The 16,076-nt window shown below is 52.3% G+C and carries 19 protein-coding genes; 3 read left to right on the plus strand and 16 right to left on the minus strand.

The window, feature by feature from the left end:
• Nucleotides 1–286: 286 nt before the first annotated feature.
• The 12 genes from BT142_RS15090 to BT142_RS15145 all read right to left on the minus strand — a co-directional run bounded on the left by BT142_RS15090 (nt 287) and on the right by BT142_RS15145 (nt 9,035).
• Nucleotides 287–1,027: a recombinase family protein gene (locus BT142_RS15090; RefSeq protein WP_072419015.1), complete on the minus strand. Its 741-nt coding sequence runs from the start codon at nt 1,025–1,027 to the stop codon at nt 287–289.
• A 172-nt stretch (nt 1,028–1,199) separates the two neighbouring features.
• Entirely contained in the window at nt 1,200–2,105 is a 906-nt protein-coding gene (locus BT142_RS15095) for a tyrosine-type recombinase/integrase (protein ID WP_072419016.1), read from the minus strand.
• A 185-nt stretch (nt 2,106–2,290) separates the two neighbouring features.
• Nucleotides 2,291–3,034: a YebC/PmpR family DNA-binding transcriptional regulator gene (locus BT142_RS15100; RefSeq protein WP_072419017.1), complete on the minus strand. Its 744-nt coding sequence runs from the start codon at nt 3,032–3,034 to the stop codon at nt 2,291–2,293.
• A 47-nt stretch (nt 3,035–3,081) separates the two neighbouring features.
• Nucleotides 3,082–3,504 (minus strand): Mini-ribonuclease 3, encoded by a 423-nt coding sequence (locus BT142_RS15105; protein ID WP_072419018.1) that lies wholly within the window; start codon nt 3,502–3,504, stop codon nt 3,082–3,084.
• Between the two features lie 4 nt (nt 3,505–3,508).
• Nucleotides 3,509–4,786, minus strand: a complete 1,278-nt coding sequence (gene obgE / locus BT142_RS15110; protein ID WP_072419019.1) for a GTPase ObgE — start codon at nt 4,784–4,786, stop codon at nt 3,509–3,511.
• A 27-nt stretch (nt 4,787–4,813) separates the two neighbouring features.
• Nucleotides 4,814–5,458, minus strand: a complete 645-nt coding sequence (locus BT142_RS15115) for a hypothetical protein (RefSeq protein ID WP_072419020.1) — start codon at nt 5,456–5,458, stop codon at nt 4,814–4,816.
• A 73-nt stretch (nt 5,459–5,531) separates the two neighbouring features.
• A complete protein-coding gene (locus BT142_RS15120) occupies nt 5,532–6,287 on the minus strand; it encodes a hypothetical protein (RefSeq protein WP_139182261.1) in 756 nt (251 codons plus the stop codon).
• Nucleotides 6,288–6,345: 58 nt separating this feature from the next.
• Nucleotides 6,346–6,627 (minus strand): 50S ribosomal protein L27, encoded by a 282-nt coding sequence (rpmA, locus tag BT142_RS15125; protein ID WP_072419022.1) that lies wholly within the window; start codon nt 6,625–6,627, stop codon nt 6,346–6,348.
• Nucleotides 6,628–6,656: 29 nt separating this feature from the next.
• Nucleotides 6,657–6,983, minus strand: a complete 327-nt coding sequence (locus BT142_RS15130; protein ID WP_072419023.1) for a ribosomal-processing cysteine protease Prp — start codon at nt 6,981–6,983, stop codon at nt 6,657–6,659.
• Entirely contained in the window at nt 6,983–7,294 is a 312-nt protein-coding gene (rplU, locus tag BT142_RS15135; RefSeq protein ID WP_072419024.1) for a 50S ribosomal protein L21, read from the minus strand. Before rplU ends, BT142_RS15130 begins: the two co-directional genes overlap by 1 nt.
• A gap of 170 nt (nt 7,295–7,464) precedes the next feature.
• Complete coding sequence (locus BT142_RS15140; RefSeq protein WP_084659518.1) at nt 7,465–8,181, minus strand: sigma-70 family RNA polymerase sigma factor; 717 nt, start codon at nt 8,179–8,181, stop codon at nt 7,465–7,467.
• 29 nt (nt 8,182–8,210) lie between these two features.
• Nucleotides 8,211–9,035, minus strand: coding sequence for a sigma-E processing peptidase SpoIIGA (locus tag BT142_RS15145; RefSeq protein ID WP_072419025.1), 825 nt, complete (start codon nt 9,033–9,035; stop codon nt 8,211–8,213).
• Nucleotides 9,036–9,260: 225 nt separating this feature from the next.
• Here BT142_RS15145 and BT142_RS15150 point away from each other — a divergent pair, with 225 nt between their 5' ends.
• Nucleotides 9,261–9,878 carry a hypothetical protein gene (locus BT142_RS15150; RefSeq protein WP_072419026.1) on the plus strand — a complete coding sequence of 206 codons (618 nt, stop codon included), beginning with the start codon at nt 9,261–9,263 and terminating at the stop codon, nt 9,876–9,878.
• Between the two features lie 71 nt (nt 9,879–9,949).
• Here the strand turns inward: BT142_RS15150 and BT142_RS15155 are convergent, their stop codons facing one another.
• The gene (locus tag BT142_RS15155; protein ID WP_072419027.1) at nt 9,950–11,218 is read right to left on the minus strand and encodes a bifunctional folylpolyglutamate synthase/dihydrofolate synthase; all 1,269 of its coding nucleotides are present in this window, start codon (nt 11,216–11,218) and stop codon (nt 9,950–9,952) included.
• 329 nt (nt 11,219–11,547) lie between these two features.
• Between BT142_RS15155 and BT142_RS15160 the strand changes: the two genes are divergently transcribed.
• Together BT142_RS15160 and BT142_RS15165 are read left to right on the plus strand one after the other, a co-directional pair.
• On the plus strand, nt 11,548–11,898 hold the full coding sequence (locus BT142_RS15160) for a hypothetical protein (protein WP_072419028.1): 351 nt from the start codon (nt 11,548–11,550) through the stop codon (nt 11,896–11,898).
• A gap of 16 nt (nt 11,899–11,914) precedes the next feature.
• Nucleotides 11,915–12,439 (plus strand): hypothetical protein, encoded by a 525-nt coding sequence (locus BT142_RS15165; RefSeq protein ID WP_072419029.1) that lies wholly within the window; start codon nt 11,915–11,917, stop codon nt 12,437–12,439.
• 130 nt (nt 12,440–12,569) lie between these two features.
• Here BT142_RS15165 and BT142_RS15170 read toward each other — a convergent pair whose 3' ends face one another.
• The 3 genes from BT142_RS15170 to BT142_RS15180 form a co-directional block, all read right to left on the minus strand.
• Nucleotides 12,570–13,718, minus strand: coding sequence for an aminotransferase class V-fold PLP-dependent enzyme (locus BT142_RS15170; RefSeq protein ID WP_347497756.1), 1,149 nt, complete (start codon nt 13,716–13,718; stop codon nt 12,570–12,572).
• Between the two features lie 117 nt (nt 13,719–13,835).
• Nucleotides 13,836–14,132, minus strand: coding sequence for a hypothetical protein (locus tag BT142_RS15175; RefSeq protein ID WP_072419031.1), 297 nt, complete (start codon nt 14,130–14,132; stop codon nt 13,836–13,838).
• Nucleotides 14,133–14,318: 186 nt separating this feature from the next.
• Entirely contained in the window at nt 14,319–16,052 is a 1,734-nt protein-coding gene (locus tag BT142_RS15180; protein ID WP_072419032.1) for a sensor domain-containing diguanylate cyclase, read from the minus strand.
• Nucleotides 16,053–16,076: the final 24 nt, after the last annotated feature.

Here is a 16,076-nt window from a genome sequence, read left to right on the forward strand (position 1 = left end):
TAATAAGCATTCCTTTTGTTTCGGCTTGTCTGTATCTCGTATCATCGGGACTTTTCATGCAAGAGGGAATAAAAGACTTCAATAAAGCCCGTAAGCTGCACAAAAGTATAAAGTAATATTATTGCTCAAAGTTGTTTACCATAGTATTTAAGCCCTGTGACACTCTCACGGGGCTTATTTCACATTATATTGACTTTATCGTATCAGCCTGTCTCGTTCATTTTATAAGCTGAGTTATTCATTTCAAAAGTTGTCCATTTATAACTTCTATAATATGCCCTAATACTTATTCGATACCATATTCAGCAAACAATTCAGACTTATACTTGTAGTAGCTGTTTCTCGCAACTCCTACACCCTGACCGTTTATCATTGCCATTGTATCAATATCGTTAAGAGTTCCCTTGCCAAAAGCCTTATGATATTTAACTATCATTTCTTTGACTGCTGTTGACTTTTTAGTTACGATCTTCTGACCCTCTGTCCTGCCTATCTGCTTTCCCTGCTTTTTAGCTTCTCTGATACCCTCGCTTGTTCTTTTGTGAAGGTCTTGTACTTCTTTCTCACTCTGTTCAAATGCAAGCCTTATTTGTTTTTCGGCTAACTTTGTAATGTATATCGCTACTTCTGACATAATGCCGTTGATAAGTCGATCGGTATCGTCATCATTGGTATTGACCCTGACTGACAGCTTGTTATCACCGAGAACCGATTTGAAACTATCTGTATTGATAGTCTGCTCTTTGAGAAAAACAAGGTTTATCCCTTTGTTGTACAGTTCCATGTAAGTATCAAAGCCCTCGGCAGCGTTGCGGCTCATGCGGCTCACACTGTCAAATACAACCGTGTCACCTGTATTCAGTTTCTTTAAAAGCTTTGTCCATTCAGGGCGGTTTGACTTTGTACCCGTGTAAGTCTCCTGAATAATCATAGCTGTTGGGTAGGCTCTTGTTATATTGGTTATCTGTCTGTCAATGCTCTGCTTTGCGGTCGATATTCTGCAATAGCCGTAAATCTTATTATCCATAGTAACAACTCCACTTTGTATCATTTTTAACGAACGTTTATTTTGATACTCAAATTATATCACTTTCATTCCTTTTTGTCAAGTGGTTTTGATACATTTCTATACAACGTCTAAAATGATACTTTTATAATTGGCTATTCTTTACAAATCGGTATGCTGTTTTGACAGCTTATCATAAATTCATCAACGGACTTGCAGTAATACTCTTTGTAACTATATCTGCATCGAGCATAGAATTAAGATACCTTTGTGTAATGCTTATATTTTCATGACCCAAGAGCCTTGACAGACTGTAAACATCTACACCGTTTCTCACAAGGTTCTGAGCATAGAAATGTCTGCACGTATGCGGGGAACAGCGTATATCACTGTTCAGTTCCGCTCTTATTCCTGCTGTTTTAACTATGTTTTCAATGGTGTTCGGTGTACATTGACGGCAGGTTCTTGACAAGAATAACGCATCACTGTGAATCTCTTTATCACTTACATAGGCTTGCTTTATACGAAAATATATCAAAAGCTGTCTTTGCAGTATCGGGCTTATCCCGACTTGTCTTTCTTTATTGCCTTTGCCTTTTATTGTAAGTATATTACCGTTTAAAGAGCGTTCTTTTAGCATACACAATTCACTGCACCTTATCCCCGTATCAAGCAGCATAAGCATGATCGTTCTGTTTCTGGTTTCCGTGTAGGTAGTATTCATAAATACCGCTGAAAGTTTTCTTGCTTCCTCATCGGTAAATGTCTTTATAAGCGGTTTGTTCTCCTTTGTCCACTTGACTTTGAGCATAGGGTCAGAAGCTATATAATCACATTCGACTGCATATTTGAAAAAAGCTCTTAGCTGTTTTATTATGCCGTTTATGTAAGTTTCTTTGCAGTTATTATTGATCTTTGTAAATATATATTCCTTGACACATACAGTCCTGACTTCTTCAAGTTCTGTTATTCCGTGTGTATCGTTAAGCCATTTTATAAACAGCCCATTTCCGTTCCTGTACCCTTTGATAGTCGCAGAAGTGTATTTCTTGATAGTACATTCATAAACAAACTCATTCAGCACCGCATTTAAACGCACAAAAAAGCCTCCCCTTTCTCACAAAGAAACGGAAGGCTTTCAACATATATGAACTGTGATATACATTCAGAATATTTCACACAACGTATATCACTGTTCCTCTGCATTTTTCACAACTCGGACAGTGTTACTTTTTTGTATATCACCGTTCGGAAACCAAACAGCACGTAATATCGTACTGTTTATCAGTCTTCTTCTTCCTCTTCGGGAGCGTTCCAGTTGTGGTAAACGTTCTGGACGTCGTCGTTGTCCTCAAGGTTTTCGAGCAGCAGACCCATGAACTTGAGCTGCTTTTCATCGGTGAGGGTGGTGTAAGTCGAAGGTACCATCTCGCTGTCGGCGCTCATAACGGTGTAGCCGAGCTCCTTGAGCTTCTCGCTGACTGCGATAACGTCGTTGGGCTCGCAGCTTACCTCAACGATCTCGTCGTCGATGTTGAAGTCGTCAGCGCCTGCCTCGAAGCAGTCCTCCATCAGCTTGTCCTCGTCCTGACCCGAGTACTCCAGAATAACGGTACCCTTCTTGGTGAACATGAAGGAAACGCAGCCGCTGGTGCCGAGGTTGCCGCCGAACTTGTCGAAGTAGTGGCGAACATCGCCTGCGGTACGGTTCTTGTTATCGGTAAGGCACTCAACGATAACAGCAACGCCGCCGGGGCCGTAGCCCTCGTATACCATTTCTTCGTAGTTGTTCTTGTCGCCCTCGCCCGCAGCCTTCTTGATGATGCGGTCGATGTTGTCGTTGGGGATGTTGTTCGACTTCGCCTTAGCGATAAGCTGAGCGAGCTTCGAGTTGTTAGCGGGATCGGGGCCGCCCATCTTTACAGCTACAGCCATCTCCTTGCCGATCTTGGTGAAGATCTTGCCCTTGACAGCGTCGTTAGCCTCTTTCTTTCTCTTGATGTTTGCCCACTTGGAATGTCCTGACATTGGTTTATCCTCCTTGATTATATCCTTTATCAAACGTTTGTCCACGTTTATTGGTCTTGTTCAGCCGCGATGTTTTCTCTGATGATACCGTAGAGCTCCCTGATGCGTTCCGCACTTCCAATAAGCTCCAGATACCCGAACACCGCTTCGAGCCCTGTAGCGGCGCGGTAATCGGTGTTGGTCGCACTTTTCGGCGCACCGATGTGGCTCGAATTTCTTCCGCGCTTGTATATATATTCCTCATCCTCGGTGAAATGACCGTCCAGCAGGAAATGCGCAGCCCTTGCCTGATAACCTGCCCTCACCAGCTTCACGGCTTCCTTGTGCAGCTTGTTCGCAGGCATATTCGCGTGTATCACAAGCTCTGTACGCACCAGCCGCTCGTAAACGCTGTCACCCAGAAACGCCAGCGTCAGCGGTGAATACTGCCGCGCCTCGGCAGGGGAGAGTGTCTTGTTCAGCTCGTCCATAGCCTTACTCCACAAAGTCGAATTCGAAGCCGAAGATGTCTACCGTATCGCCTTCGTTGATGCCCATCTGCTCCAGCTTGTCGATGATGCCCGTCGAGCGCAGCACCCTCTGGAAGTACTGAAGCGACGAGTAGTCCTCCATGTTGCAGCTGCGGAGCACGTCCCAGAGCCAGTCCGCCTCGACGAAGTACACGCCGTCCTCGATGGTGACGGTGAAGTCCTTCTTCGAGAGCAGCTTGTCGTCCAGCTCTTCCTGAGTCAGCGGCTGAGCCTCGAACTGCTTTACGGGCGGCAGCTTGGACAGCTCCTCAAATACTTTCTTGACGAGCTCCTGCGTGCCCTGTGTGGTCGCCGCCGAGATCTCGAAGAACAGTCTGCCCTCGCCCTCGATGAACTTTCTGAACTGCGCGATCTGCTCGGGTGTGGCGAGGTCGCACTTGTTGGCCGCGACTATCTGAGGGGCTTCCGCCAGCTCGAAGGAGAAATTCTCCAGCTCGCGGTTGATTATCTTGTAGTCCTCGATGGGATCGCGTCCCTCGCTGCCCGAAACGTCCACGATGTGAACGATGAGCCTGCATCTCTCGACGTGTCTGAGGAACTCATGGCCGAGTCCCACGCCGTCCGACGCACCCTCGATAAGTCCGGGGATGTCCGCCATCACGAAGCTGTGCTCTTCGTCAAGTCTCACCACGCCGAGAACGGGGGTGAGGGTAGTGAAGTGGTAACTCGCTATCTTTGGCTTAGCCGCCGAGACCACCGATATGAGCGATGACTTGCCCACGCTGGGAAAGCCCACAAGACCCACGTCCGCGATGAGTTTCAGCTCCAGCTGGACTTCGTACTCGTCGCCCCTGAATCCCGGCTTTGCGAAACGCGGTATCTGTCTTGTGGAGGTGGCGAAGTGCTGATTGCCCTTGCCGCCTCTGCCGCCCTTGCATACGACAACAGGCTCATCCCCCGAAATGTCGGCAAGTATCCTGCCTGTCTCGACCTCCTTAATAACGGTGCCCCTCGGCACTTTGATGACAAGGTCGGGAGCGTTCCTGCCCGTACAGTTCTTCGAGCTGCCGTCCTTGCCCTTTTCCGCAACGTACTTGCGCTTGTAGCGGAAGTCGATGAGGTTCGAGATATTGTCGTCCGCCACGAACACGATGTCGCCGCCCTTGCCGCCGTCACCGCCGTCGGGACCGCCTGCCGCAACATATTTCTCGCGGTGGAAGGACACGCAGCCGTCGCCGCCATCTCCTGCCTTGATGTATATTTTCGCCTGATCTACAAACATCGTGTTCCCCTTTCGGTCGTGTGATGGTTACTTTCTGTCAAATATCTTAGCCGCGTCATTGAGCCGCTGATTTGCAGCCGAATTCTGCGAGAAGCTTTCTTTCCTGCCTGCGCGTTCGTGCTTGGCGCCCTCACCGTAGCAGAACAACCCGATGATAAGAGCTATTTTCAGCACAAGCTCGGCGGTCATTTCAAGACTGCCCCTGTTTGCTTTCTGGTACTGTTTCTGCGCAGTGCTCAGAGACGCAGTCGAGATGAACAGTTTTCCCTTCTCATCCGACTTGTACACATTCATCTGGTGCTCTTTCAGGTCTGCTATCTGTGTGAAGGAGTTGTAGGTCGCACTGTCGTTCTTCTGACTGCCCTGAAATTCCTCACCGCTGCCGTCGTAAGTTCCTTTGAAGGTGACGTGGTAGGTGTAGGTGGTGACTCTTCTCCTTCCGCCGTGTCTGCGGTGTCTGTAGTGAGTATGCTTTTCGGTCTTGCAGTCAAGGATGATGACCTTAGCCGTACCCACCTTGCTGATGGTGTTGCCGACCTTCAGCAGCCTTATGGGCGCCGCGATGAGTATCACGATAAGGCAGACCAGCGCACCCTTGTAGAAATCGGCACTGAGGTTTCGGGCAAAGGTATTGTTCGGGTCTTTTTTTAATTTTTCAAATAGTGAAGCCATTGTCATCCTCCGTAGGTCATGTTCTGCACGCGGGGCGAATCTTTATCTTTGTTTTTTTGTGAATGTACGGGTTTCAGCTCATCTGCTGTCCCGCGACATTTTCTTTCGGGTCGCTGCATGGCAGAGCCGGCATCATCGCGTCTTTCATATCCGCTCTGACGGCACTTGCGGCTCTGTCTTTGAAATAGTCGTCATTATGCAGTACCGCAGGCATCCCCGCGAATTCCTCGGGCACGTCGTTTCTCGGGTATTTCATTCCGAGCTCCATCTGTTTGTGACCCAGATAAAAGATCGCCGCCGCCAGAAAGAGCAGCACCCACATACCAACGGGCATCGAATACCTGCTGATATTGTAGCAGTATTCGTACTGCCGTTCAGCCGCATACTTGTCGTCTGGCGAGATGTACCAGTCGGTGCCGCCCTTGTTCAGCTTCACCTTGTACAAATAATAGGTGTGAGGAGTGTTTTTTCTCGCATCGTAAGTGAGGTCCTCGTACATATACAAAGTAACGCGCACTGTCATTTCTATCTCGCTGCCGTTTTCGTCAGAACCCGAGTAGGTGATGAAATACTTGTCATTGTTGAGTATGTTCTGTTCGGACGAAAACTCGATATTCGAATTCGACACCACAGCCTCAACAGTGCTTTCGCGGTGCATAGTGAAATAGCTGCCGAACAGTATCGAGAATAAGAACAGAGCCGCCGCAGCCGCGACCGTCAGGACTCCTGCACGCATCAGCCATACTCCGATGTTGTATGTGAAATGTGCGCCTTTGTCCATCATGAACAAGCGGAAAAAGTTATATATTCCTGCTAATAATTTTTTCATGATCTATCAATGTAAAAAACCCCGAGAAGTCATGCTGCCCGGGGTCTTGTCTGTCATATTAAGCCTGGGGGTAAACAGAAACCTTCTTGCGGTCCTTGCCCAGTCTCTCAAACTTTACTACGCCGTCAGCCTTAGCGAAAAGCGTATCGTCCGAGCCCTTGCCTACGTTCTCGCCCGGGTGGATGTGAGTTCCTCTCTGACGAACGAGGATGTTGCCGGCCAGTACGAACTGACCGTCAGCTCTCTTGACGCCGAGTCTCTTGGATTCGGAATCTCTGCCGTTCTTGGTAGAACCCATACCTTTCTTATGAGCGAAATGCTGCATGGAAATAATTAACATTTGAAATACACCTCCGTAAATGAAGTACGTCACCTGTCAATAACAGTGACCTTAACAGCCTGCGGAAATTCTTTCGACAGCATATACATATGGGTGAGCAGACCTAAGATGATCTTGTCTCCCGTGCCGTCGCTGTCATCCGTAAGCTTCAGATAAATGTCGCCGTTCGGTTCTTCCCTGACTTTAGCGTTCAGTGCGAACACTTCTGTCACGGTATTTGCCGTCAGCATAACAGCCGACGAAACTGCCGCACAAACGATGTCCTGCCCCTCTTCCGCATAACCTGCGTGCCCCGATACGACGAAGCCGAGGAGTTTCTGTGAATCACCGCTGCGGTAAAACTCCGCGTCGATCATTATGCGTTGATCGCTTCGATAGCAACCTTAGTGTAGGGCTGTCTGTGACCGAGAGCTCTCTTGCAGCCCTTCTTAGGCTTGTAAGTGAAGACGTTGATCTTCTTGCCCTTGCCGTTCTTGATGACCTTAGCGGTAACGGTAGCACCCTCAACGTAAGGAGCGCCTGCCTTGATAGCGCCTTCGCCGCCTACTGCGAGCACCTTGTCAAAGGTAACGGTCTCGTCAGCGTTTACCTCGAGCTTCTCGATGAAGATCTCGTCGCCTGCCTTTACCTGATACTGCTTACCACCGGTTTCGATTACTGCGTACATTCTTAGTACACCTGCCTTTTTATACAAACTCGCTGCGTTCGGTGTATACCTCAAAAGGGCATAACTTTAGCGTCTACCGAAAACAAGCGGCTTAATAATAATAACACATTACCGCGCATTTGTCAAGTCCGCGCCGTATCCCACAGAAGATTTAACATTTTTTTTACATTTCAGCACAGCTGTTCCATCCGTTCCCGCATCGCCTTGAGTATCTTCTTTTCCAGCCGCGAGATGTAGGACTGCGAGATGCCTATCCTGTCCGCCACCTCTTTCTGAGTCAGCTCTCTGCCGCCCCTCAGCCCGAAGCGCAGCTCCATTATCTGCCGTTCGCGGTCGCTGAGCCGTTCTATCTCTTCCATCAGCGTCCTTCGTTCGCACTCGCGGACCATCTTTTCTGCGGCGGTCTCCTCGTCCGAACCGATGATGTCCGAGAGGAGAAGCTCGTTGCCGTCGCGGTCGCTGCCAAGCGGTTCGTCTATCGAGATGTCCTGCTGACGTGTGGACGCCTTGCGAAGGTACATCAGTATCTCGTTCTCGATGCAGCGCGAGGCGTAGGTCGCGAGCTTGATGTTCTTCTCGGGGTCGAACGACCTTACCGCCTTGATGAGCCCGATAGTCCCGATGGAGACCAAGTCTTCGCTCGTACAGCTCGGCGACTCGAACTTCTTTGCGATGTAGACCACCAGCCGCAGATTATGCACCGTCAGCGTTTCGCAGGCGGCTTTGCGGTCGGTCTTCAGCAGCTCGAACGCCGCCTGTTCCTCTTCCTTTGTCAGCGGCGGCGGCAGCTGTTCCGCACCGCCGATGTAATCCACCCTGTCAAGCTCCCCGACGCACTTCCTGTAAAGCTCCGTCAGCCATTCCGCAAGTTTCTTTCTCAGACTCATTTCATACCACTCCTTATCTCTTGTCCGTATCACAGTATTTCGGGATTGAACACCGCGTAGCCCTTGCTCCCTCTGCTGGGCAGTATCCCCGTACAGCATCGCACCTGACGGCGCATCCCCGTGCAGCTGATGGTGACTCTGCCTTTCGAGGTCACATAGATGAGCCCCTCGCCGCCGATGGTCTCGAAGGGGACGGGTCGGAAGCCGTAGAAAAGCAGCTGTTCGGGGCGGTCGAGACTGAACCTTGTGTACAGCTCGTCCGAGCGGAAGATGACGACGGGCGCCCCCGTAAAGCTGTCGCAGAGCATATTCCCCGTGTCGGCTATGGCGGTGAACTCCGCCGAGAACGCCCCGAGCCTGTATTCGGCGCGGTACCTTTTCACCCTCGCACAGCTCCTGCGCCTGAGGGTTTCGAGCATCATCCCCGACAGGTACACGAGGGCACAGCAGACACCCAGCTGCGGCAGCGTCACGTCGAAATAGGGCACGAAATTCCGCACGAAGAGTATCCGTCGGTGGGTGATGCAGACCCACGCCATGCAGCATCCGCCGAACACCACGTCGCAGAGCAGATACCCCGCCGTCCGTCCTGCCAGCGCGAAAAACGACCTCGGACGGAAAGCCTCGGTCACGATCATGATGACCAGCGCCAGCTTGCCCGCCGTCATGGCGAACGCCGCCCAGAAACCCTCGCAGTCGATCATCAGCAGCAGCGAACCTGCCGCACTCATCGCGGCGGCTGTCAGCTCGTGGCGCGGCATCAGCTTTTCGTGGGTGACGGCGGAAATGCAGCCAAGATAGCTGAGGGTTATCACGGCGTTGGTGAGCATGAGTATATCTATGTAGACCTTCATTCTCCTGCCTCCTCCTGTGAACAGTATATCACCTTCGGGCGGTGAAAATGCTCGAATGCTGTGACTGCTCCCAAAAGTTGTTGCGTAAGCGGAAACTAACAGTTACATAATTATGACAATTTTTAGAATTTGTCCATCTGTGTTTGACAAAGTGATAGGAATGTGATATAATATTATAGATAAAAGGCAATATAAAAAATCTATTACTGTCAGGAGCAGTCGTTTATGACCGAGATAAGACTTGATTCGCGTCTTAAAAAACGTACACTTTACATATTTCTTGTGAGAACGAACTCCTTTTTTTCACGAGTGATCGCATTTTTCACAAAAACAAACTACACCCACGCATCTGTCGGCTTCGACCCTTGCTGCAACTCGCTCTACAGCTTTGCACGCATTTTCACGGCTCTGCCGATACCTGCGGGATTCGTTAAGGAAAGCACCAAAACAGGACTTCTGAGCCTCAGCCCCAACGCACCCTGCGCTGTCTACAAGCTCAGAGTCACCGAGCAGACCTACGAGGACATCGAGAACGAGCTTCAGCGGATGTACCTTAATAAAGAGCAGTACGGCTACAATTATTTAGGACCTATCGCCTGCTTTTTCGGCATACCGTTCAAGCTCGAAAAGCATTATTTCTGCTCACAGTTCGTTGCCGAGCTGCTTGAGCGGCACCGCGCCGTGACACTCGTCAAGCCTGCATCCCTCTACCACCCGAGGGACATCGAAAAGCTGAAAGGTCTTGAGCTCATCTACCGCGGCAGACTGAGCGACCTCACTCCCGAGCGTCTTTCAAAGCACCGTCGCCCCGAGAACATCCGCGACCTTACAGCACAGCTCTGAAAAAAACACAGACCCGAACGTTTTTGCAGCGTTCGGGTCTTTTTGTTATTCCGACTCTCGGGGAGCCTGACTCACTTCCCGAGATGTTCAATACCGCCTGCGAACAGCGACGCGAGGTACAGCGAACCGCAGATGATGAGCGCTTCGTCCTCGCCGAGGGACGCCAGCTCCCTTGCCACCGTCTCTTCGGCGGAGAGGGTCGAAGGTTCGGCATCTGCGCCGCTGCTTTTCAGAAGTTCTGCGAGTTCGGCGGCGTTCCTCGCGTTCGGGGCGAAGCTGTCAACGCAGACGAACCTGTCTCCGTGCGGCGCGATGAGTCGCGCAGCTTCGGCGCTGTCCTTGTCGGAGAGCATCCCGATGACGAAGTGCTTTTTGCAGCCGAGGGTACCCACCGTCGCGGCGAGTGCCGAGATGCCCTCGGGATTGTGACCGCCGTCAACGATGACGAGGGGGTCGCGGCTGAGCATCTGTATACGTGCGGGTATCTGCGCCGTCAGACCCTTGCGGAGGGCGGCTTCGGGTATCGAAAAGCCTCGTTCGCGCAGGGCTTCCGCCGTCTCGATGACGGCGGCGGCGTTGTACAGCTGATGCGTTCCGCCCATCATCAGCCGCAGACCGCGCATATCCCCGTAGTCGAATTCGCTGCCGAACATATCACAGCGCCGAACGTTCATGCGGCTCATGTCGGGGGTGCGGAGATGTGTGCCGCAGCGTTCTGCCTGTTCCTGCATGACCGTCAGTGCGCCGTCCTTCACGCACGCCGAGCAGACCGCCGCCGAGCCGCGCTTGATGATGCCTGCTTTCTGCATCGCTATCTCCTCGATGGTATCGCCGAGGATCGCCGTGTGGTCGAGGGCGATAGAGGTGATGAGGGCGGCTTCGGGGGGCGGGATGATGTTGGTGGAGTCGAGCCTTCCGCCGAGACCCGTTTCCAGCACGACGACATCGCATTTCTGCCGCGCGAAGTGGAGCAGACCCATCGCCTGCGTGATCTCGAACTGCGAGAATCCCTCGCCACAGGCATCGACCGACGGCTCGATAAGCAGGGCGAGCTCGTTGAGCTCGGCGTCGGTGATGTCCTCGCCGTTGATGCGGATACGGTCGTTATAGCGAATGATGTAGGGCGACGTGAACAGTCCCGTTCTGTAGCCTGCCGCCGTCAGCGTTTTCGCGAGCATCTCACAGCACGAGCCTTTGCCGTTGGTGCCTGCGACGTGTATGAACCGAAGCCGCTGCTGAGGGTCGCCGACCGCCTTCATCAGCCTGCCGATGCGCGAGAGGTCGTCAACGCGCTTTCCGAGCTTCGAGAACCTGTTTATGAATCTTTCGTATTCCTGCATAGTATCATCTCCGTTCTATATTTTAACACAGATGTTTCCGCTGTGCAAGGTTTTTTTCTGAATATTCGGAAAATATGGGGCGACAGGCAATACGTAATTACTTATAATTTTACGTTTTTGCGAAATATGTACAAATCTGTAAGCGGAATTTCGTGCAAGTACATGAAAATTACGTAAATGCTGAAAATCGCTTGATAAAAAAACTGAAAACGTGGTATAATATGATCACGGAAAGCGGTATAACATCACACGTTCATGCCGCTTTATACAGAAACGATGCATTGTTTTCAGTAAGTTTAAAGTCAGTATTTACGAAAGGACAGGTATCTATGAGAAAGTATAACAAATTTTCGGTCTCGGCAAAGATGTCACACATTATTTCGGTGGTCAGCACACTTATACAGAAGGCGGGTTCGGGTTCGATAAGCGCGCAGTACGGCGTTCTTGAGCTTGACAGGGCTTTTCTGGACGCTGTGAACAGAGAGGCGAAGCTTTCGGGTGTTGAGCGCAGCACGGTCGATTCCGCGATGGCGAGATGCTGCGGCATGGAGAGGAACGACTGGCTGCCGCCTTTGTATTCCGCGCTTTTCTGCGGCGATAACTCGCAGCTGCGTGAGCTGATGTTGAGTAACGCGCTGAATGAGAATGATGTCATAGCCGTACAGAGATTATTACCGTAAAATGGGAGGGACAGATATGGCAGAGAACAACATTTTTGACGAAAATATGTATGCGGGCAGCGGCAGAAAGAAGATCTCGAAAATAGTCGTTTACTACACGGACGGGACATACACCGAGTGCTACGTGACGGCATTTGAGGGATTTGAAGCGCCTGTCATCATTTCGGAGAGGGATGTTCGGGGCGATACTTCCGAACGGCTTCCTACATCCGCAAAAGCCGAGATCATTGTTGAGATACTGGGTGAAATTTCGGACAGCTGCAAAATGAGGGGAACTTCGCAGTTCGATGCGGCATCAGTGAAAAGCATGATAAATTCGGCTGTAAGGGAGATCAGTGAGAACAGGGTGATAACGTATCAGAGTGCGTATGATAAGATCGGAAGGGGAATAGGTGTGAGATCTGAGGAACTTATTGAACTTGTTCGTCAGTGGCTTGGCGGAGACCCATTACCGTTGAAAGAACAGATAGTCGGAAACCTCAGCGAGCGAAACCGAAAGGGGGACACGAAACTCGTCGAGGAATTCTTTGAAAAGCACTGATCCGAAAATCTGTAAAAAAATACGGACATCTCCGTCTCGGCTGACAGTCGGGGCGGAGATGCCTTTTTCGGAGGATATATATCATCGGCGGTCGCCGTTGATACATTATATGCGCGGAGAGGGGATCGCGTTACAGCCCTTTTCCGAGCTCGGCGGCGGTCTGTGCAACGGCGCGGACGAGTGCGTCGGTCTGCTGACGGGTGCTGAACACCGACGGCGAAAAACGCACCGTCCCCTGTCCGAGCGTCCCGATGGCGCGGTGGGCGAGGGGAGCGCAGTGCAGTCCGCCGCGGAGCATGAAGCCCTTGTCTGACAGCCGCGCCGAGACCGCCTGCGCGTTGAATTCGCCGATGTTGAAGCTCACGACGGGGACGCGGCGCTCGCAGGGGTAGAGCTTCACGCCGCCGGCCCTGCGCAGACCTTCTTCGAGACGGTCGCAAAGCGAAAGCTCGTGTGCGAGAATGTTCTTCGTACCCTTCGACCTCACGAAGCGGATGCCTGCCCCGAGACCGAGAATGCCTGCGGTGTTGACGGTGCCGCTCTCGTACCGCTCGGGTGCGAAGGGGGTCTGCTCGGGCTCGGACGAAGTCGCGCCCGTGCCGCCTTCGATGACGGTTGACAGGGTGAAGCGTCCGTCCGAAACGAGCAGTCCCGTTCCCGAAGGTCCGTAGAGTGCCTTGTGACCTGCCGTGCAGATGAAGTTCATGCCGTCGTTGAGGGAGATGTCCAGCAGACCTGCCGCCTGCGCCGCGTCCACGATGAAGCACAGCCCGTAGCTCTTGCAGAGCTCGGCGATGCGCCGATAGGGGAGTATCCGTCCCGTGACGTTTGAAGCGGCGGTGCAGCAGACGCACTTTGTGTCGCTTCGGATGAGGGAGCGGATGTTTTCAAGGGTCTCGTCGTCATCGTCGGAAACGGTCGCTGCCGAGTAGGATGCGATGCGGCGCTTCGCGAGAGTATGGACGGGACGCAGGACGGCGTTGTGCTCGTAACCCGAGATTATGATGTGGCCGCCGTTCTGCATCATGCCTTTTATCGCCATGTTCAGCGCGAGGGTGCAGTTTGAGGTGAACGCCGTGTTCTCGGGCTCGGCCGCGAACAGCTGTGCCGCCTGTTCGCGCACCGAGTAGACCGCTTCGGCTGTTTCCGCCGAGAGCCTGTGACCGCCGCGCCCCGGGTTGCCGCCGTAGCGCGTGAATGCGCTCATCACCGCCTGACGGACGCTGTCGGGCTTCGGGAAACTGGTGGCAGAGTTATCGAAATTGACCAACTGTTTCACTCCTTTCGGTCTGATGCTATACCAGTATATGCTGCCGCCGCGCCGAAAGTGAAAGTCCCGATAAACGAAAAAAGTGCTTTCGGAACGTTTGCCCCGAAAGCACCTGTGTTTGTTCTGTTACTGGTAATTCTGTGTGATGTCGTAGAGGACAGCACAGAAACCGAGCAGCGAGTAAACGCCGCCTACAACTCCGATGACCTTGAACAGCCAGCTTATCCATGCAGGAAGACCCATGCCGAGCAGAACGAAGATAGCTATGAAGACGATCAGTGCGCCGATGTAGATACCGATGAGCTTTGCGCAGTTTATCATCTCGTAAGTCGGCAGCTTCTTGTTCAGCGGAAAGTAGTCATATCTGTCCATTATAAGCAGCTTTTCCTTGATGTTTGAAAGAATTTCCTTAAACTTTTCCATATTAATTCCCCTCCCGAACTCAATGTACTTAATTACATTATACATCGGTCGGCCGTATATTTCAACATTTCGCCATGATTTTTGTAGAAATGCACAATATATCGTATTTTGGAAATCTCGATTTAGATGTGTATTGCTAAATATACTTTTGCCTTTCGGGCGGTGAAAGCCATGCGGACGCGGCCGTTATTTAATGGTGCAGATGCGGTTCCTGCCTGCTTTCTTGGCTTCGTAGAGGGCTTCGTCAACGCGTGTGCATACGCTGTCGGTCGTTTCGTTCGGGCGCAGGTAGGTCAGACCTATGCTCACGGTCTGGTGACCCGCAAGAGGGAAGCAGTGATCCTCAAACTCGCGGCGGATGCGTTCGGCGGTCTCTTCAGCGAAGGATGCCGCTTCGCCCGTCAGGCAGAGCATGAATTCCTCACCGCCCCAGCGTCCCGCGTAGGCGCTGTTGGGCAGTTCCTCGGCGGTGCGGCGTATCATATCGGAGAGCCCCTTGAGGACGTCGTCGCCCTCGCCGTGACCGTAGGTATCGTTGACGTGCTTGAAATAGTCGGCATCTATCATGATGAGCGCGGTATCGCGTGGGTGGCGTTCGAGAGCGCGTGTGATGCGCTGCTGTATCTCGCGGCGGTTGAAAAGACCTGTCAGACCGTCGGTCTTTGCCATAGTTTCTAGCTCTTCGGTGGCGGCTTCGATGAAGGTGGCAAGGCGGTTTATCATGGAGACCTTGCCCGAATGCTGTTCCTCGGTCATCTCGAATCTTGCGGCGGTCTCGCTGGTCCTGCCGCCCTCGCGCATGGCAGCGCAGACGAGGGTGACGTTATGCTGGTTGACGTCGTTGTTTGAGCGCAGGAACTCGCCCGAGGTGTAGAATCCCGAGGTCGGAGCCATCGTCTGCATCGGCAGGGTCTCCTTGTAAGCCTCACTGCCCCAGAAGGTGCGGCGTGCGGCGCAGGAGAAGACCTGGATGACTTCTGGCTGGAACTGACCTATCTGCACGCAGCCCTGACGCACGTCGTCGAGTATCGTCCAGGGGTCGCCGTATGCGATGCGTGCGCGGACGTCGGTCTCGATATCGGCGGTCATCAGCAGCGAGCCGTCCTCGTTGGCGGCGGTGGGAGCGCGGAGTATGTTCATGCCGTTTTTCTCGTAGAAGAACGGGAATTCCAGCGTGTTGTTGAAGAAATGCTCATCGTTTCGGATGCGCAGGAAGTGGTAGTAGGTATCGTAAGCAGGCTTGTGGTCGAGCTCGTAGAGGACGCTGCCCTCTGCACGGGTGACGATAAGCTCACGTCCGAGAGGTTTCCAGCCTGTGATGTGGGTAGTCATGATATGCAGGTCTTCGCCGCCGTAGAGGGTGAAGACCACCGAGTTTGTCTCGCACTTGCCCACGCCCGAAAAGACGTAGGCGACGTTGTTGTTTATGTCCGCCGCGAATGCTCCGCCGCCGAACACTTCCACATGGTCGGGGAGCTTGTTCAGGTCGTCGCAGAACCTTGTCATGGACATCCCGCGGATGGTGACGAGCATACTCACGCCCTTGACCCAGCTGTTCGCCTTGACGTAGGCGCAGAGGTCGTCGGTGACGCTCTTTTCGGTCTCGTCGCTGAGAGCGTACTGGCGCATCTCGACGCGTGTCGAGGGGAATTCAAAGATTGTGCAGACGATAACGGTGCGCTTCTTCGACTGTCCGCCGCGGATGATGTTGCCGTTGGTCGAGCAGCCGCGGTAGAGCGCGTCCGGCATTTCCTCGCCGATGAGCGAGATGATGCTGTCGAGCTCGTCAATTTCGATGTCCTCGGTGAAAATGTCTATCACAACACAGGATGACATGGCATTCTTTGCCCATAACGTAGTCTTCCTGAGATCTCTTTGCAGTGTGGCTCTGTCAGTGTACTCAAACTGGAGCTGTTTCATGCACCTGTCCTCCTTTGTGCTTTT

This window comes from Ruminococcus sp. YE71 (assembly GCF_900119155.1).
In the GTDB taxonomy this organism is placed as follows: Bacteria; Bacillota; Clostridia; order Oscillospirales; family Ruminococcaceae; genus YE71.

Excerpts from the sequence above, each read along its gene's own strand:
- BT142_RS15090 (WP_072419015.1), bottom strand. The coding sequence starts at position 1,027 with ATGGATAATAAGATTTACGGCTATTGCAGAATATCGACCGCAAAGCAG.
- BT142_RS15100 (WP_072419017.1), bottom strand. The coding sequence starts at position 3,034 with ATGTCAGGACATTCCAAGTGGGCAAACATCAAGAGAAAGAAAGAGGCT.
- BT142_RS15105 (WP_072419018.1), bottom strand. The coding sequence starts at position 3,504 with ATGGACGAGCTGAACAAGACACTCTCCCCTGCCGAGGCGCGGCAGTAT.
- obgE (WP_072419019.1), bottom strand. The coding sequence starts at position 4,786 with ATGTTTGTAGATCAGGCGAAAATATACATCAAGGCAGGAGATGGCGGC.
- BT142_RS15115 (WP_072419020.1), bottom strand. The coding sequence starts at position 5,458 with ATGGCTTCACTATTTGAAAAATTAAAAAAAGACCCGAACAATACCTTT.
- BT142_RS15120 (WP_139182261.1), bottom strand. The coding sequence starts at position 6,287 with ATGAAAAAATTATTAGCAGGAATATATAACTTTTTCCGCTTGTTCATG.
- rpmA (WP_072419022.1), bottom strand. The coding sequence starts at position 6,627 with ATGTTAATTATTTCCATGCAGCATTTCGCTCATAAGAAAGGTATGGGT.
- BT142_RS15130 (WP_072419023.1), bottom strand. The coding sequence starts at position 6,983 with ATGATCGACGCGGAGTTTTACCGCAGCGGTGATTCACAGAAACTCCTC.
- rplU (WP_072419024.1), bottom strand. The coding sequence starts at position 7,294 with ATGTACGCAGTAATCGAAACCGGTGGTAAGCAGTATCAGGTAAAGGCA.
- BT142_RS15140 (WP_084659518.1), bottom strand. The coding sequence starts at position 8,181 with ATGAGTCTGAGAAAGAAACTTGCGGAATGGCTGACGGAGCTTTACAGG.
- BT142_RS15145 (WP_072419025.1), bottom strand. The coding sequence starts at position 9,035 with ATGAAGGTCTACATAGATATACTCATGCTCACCAACGCCGTGATAACC.
- BT142_RS15150 (WP_072419026.1), top strand. The coding sequence starts at position 9,261 with ATGACCGAGATAAGACTTGATTCGCGTCTTAAAAAACGTACACTTTAC.
- BT142_RS15155 (WP_072419027.1), bottom strand. The coding sequence starts at position 11,218 with ATGCAGGAATACGAAAGATTCATAAACAGGTTCTCGAAGCTCGGAAAG.
- BT142_RS15160 (WP_072419028.1), top strand. The coding sequence starts at position 11,548 with ATGAGAAAGTATAACAAATTTTCGGTCTCGGCAAAGATGTCACACATT.
- BT142_RS15165 (WP_072419029.1), top strand. The coding sequence starts at position 11,915 with ATGGCAGAGAACAACATTTTTGACGAAAATATGTATGCGGGCAGCGGC.
- BT142_RS15175 (WP_072419031.1), bottom strand. The coding sequence starts at position 14,132 with ATGGAAAAGTTTAAGGAAATTCTTTCAAACATCAAGGAAAAGCTGCTT.
- BT142_RS15180 (WP_072419032.1), bottom strand. The coding sequence starts at position 16,052 with ATGAAACAGCTCCAGTTTGAGTACACTGACAGAGCCACACTGCAAAGA.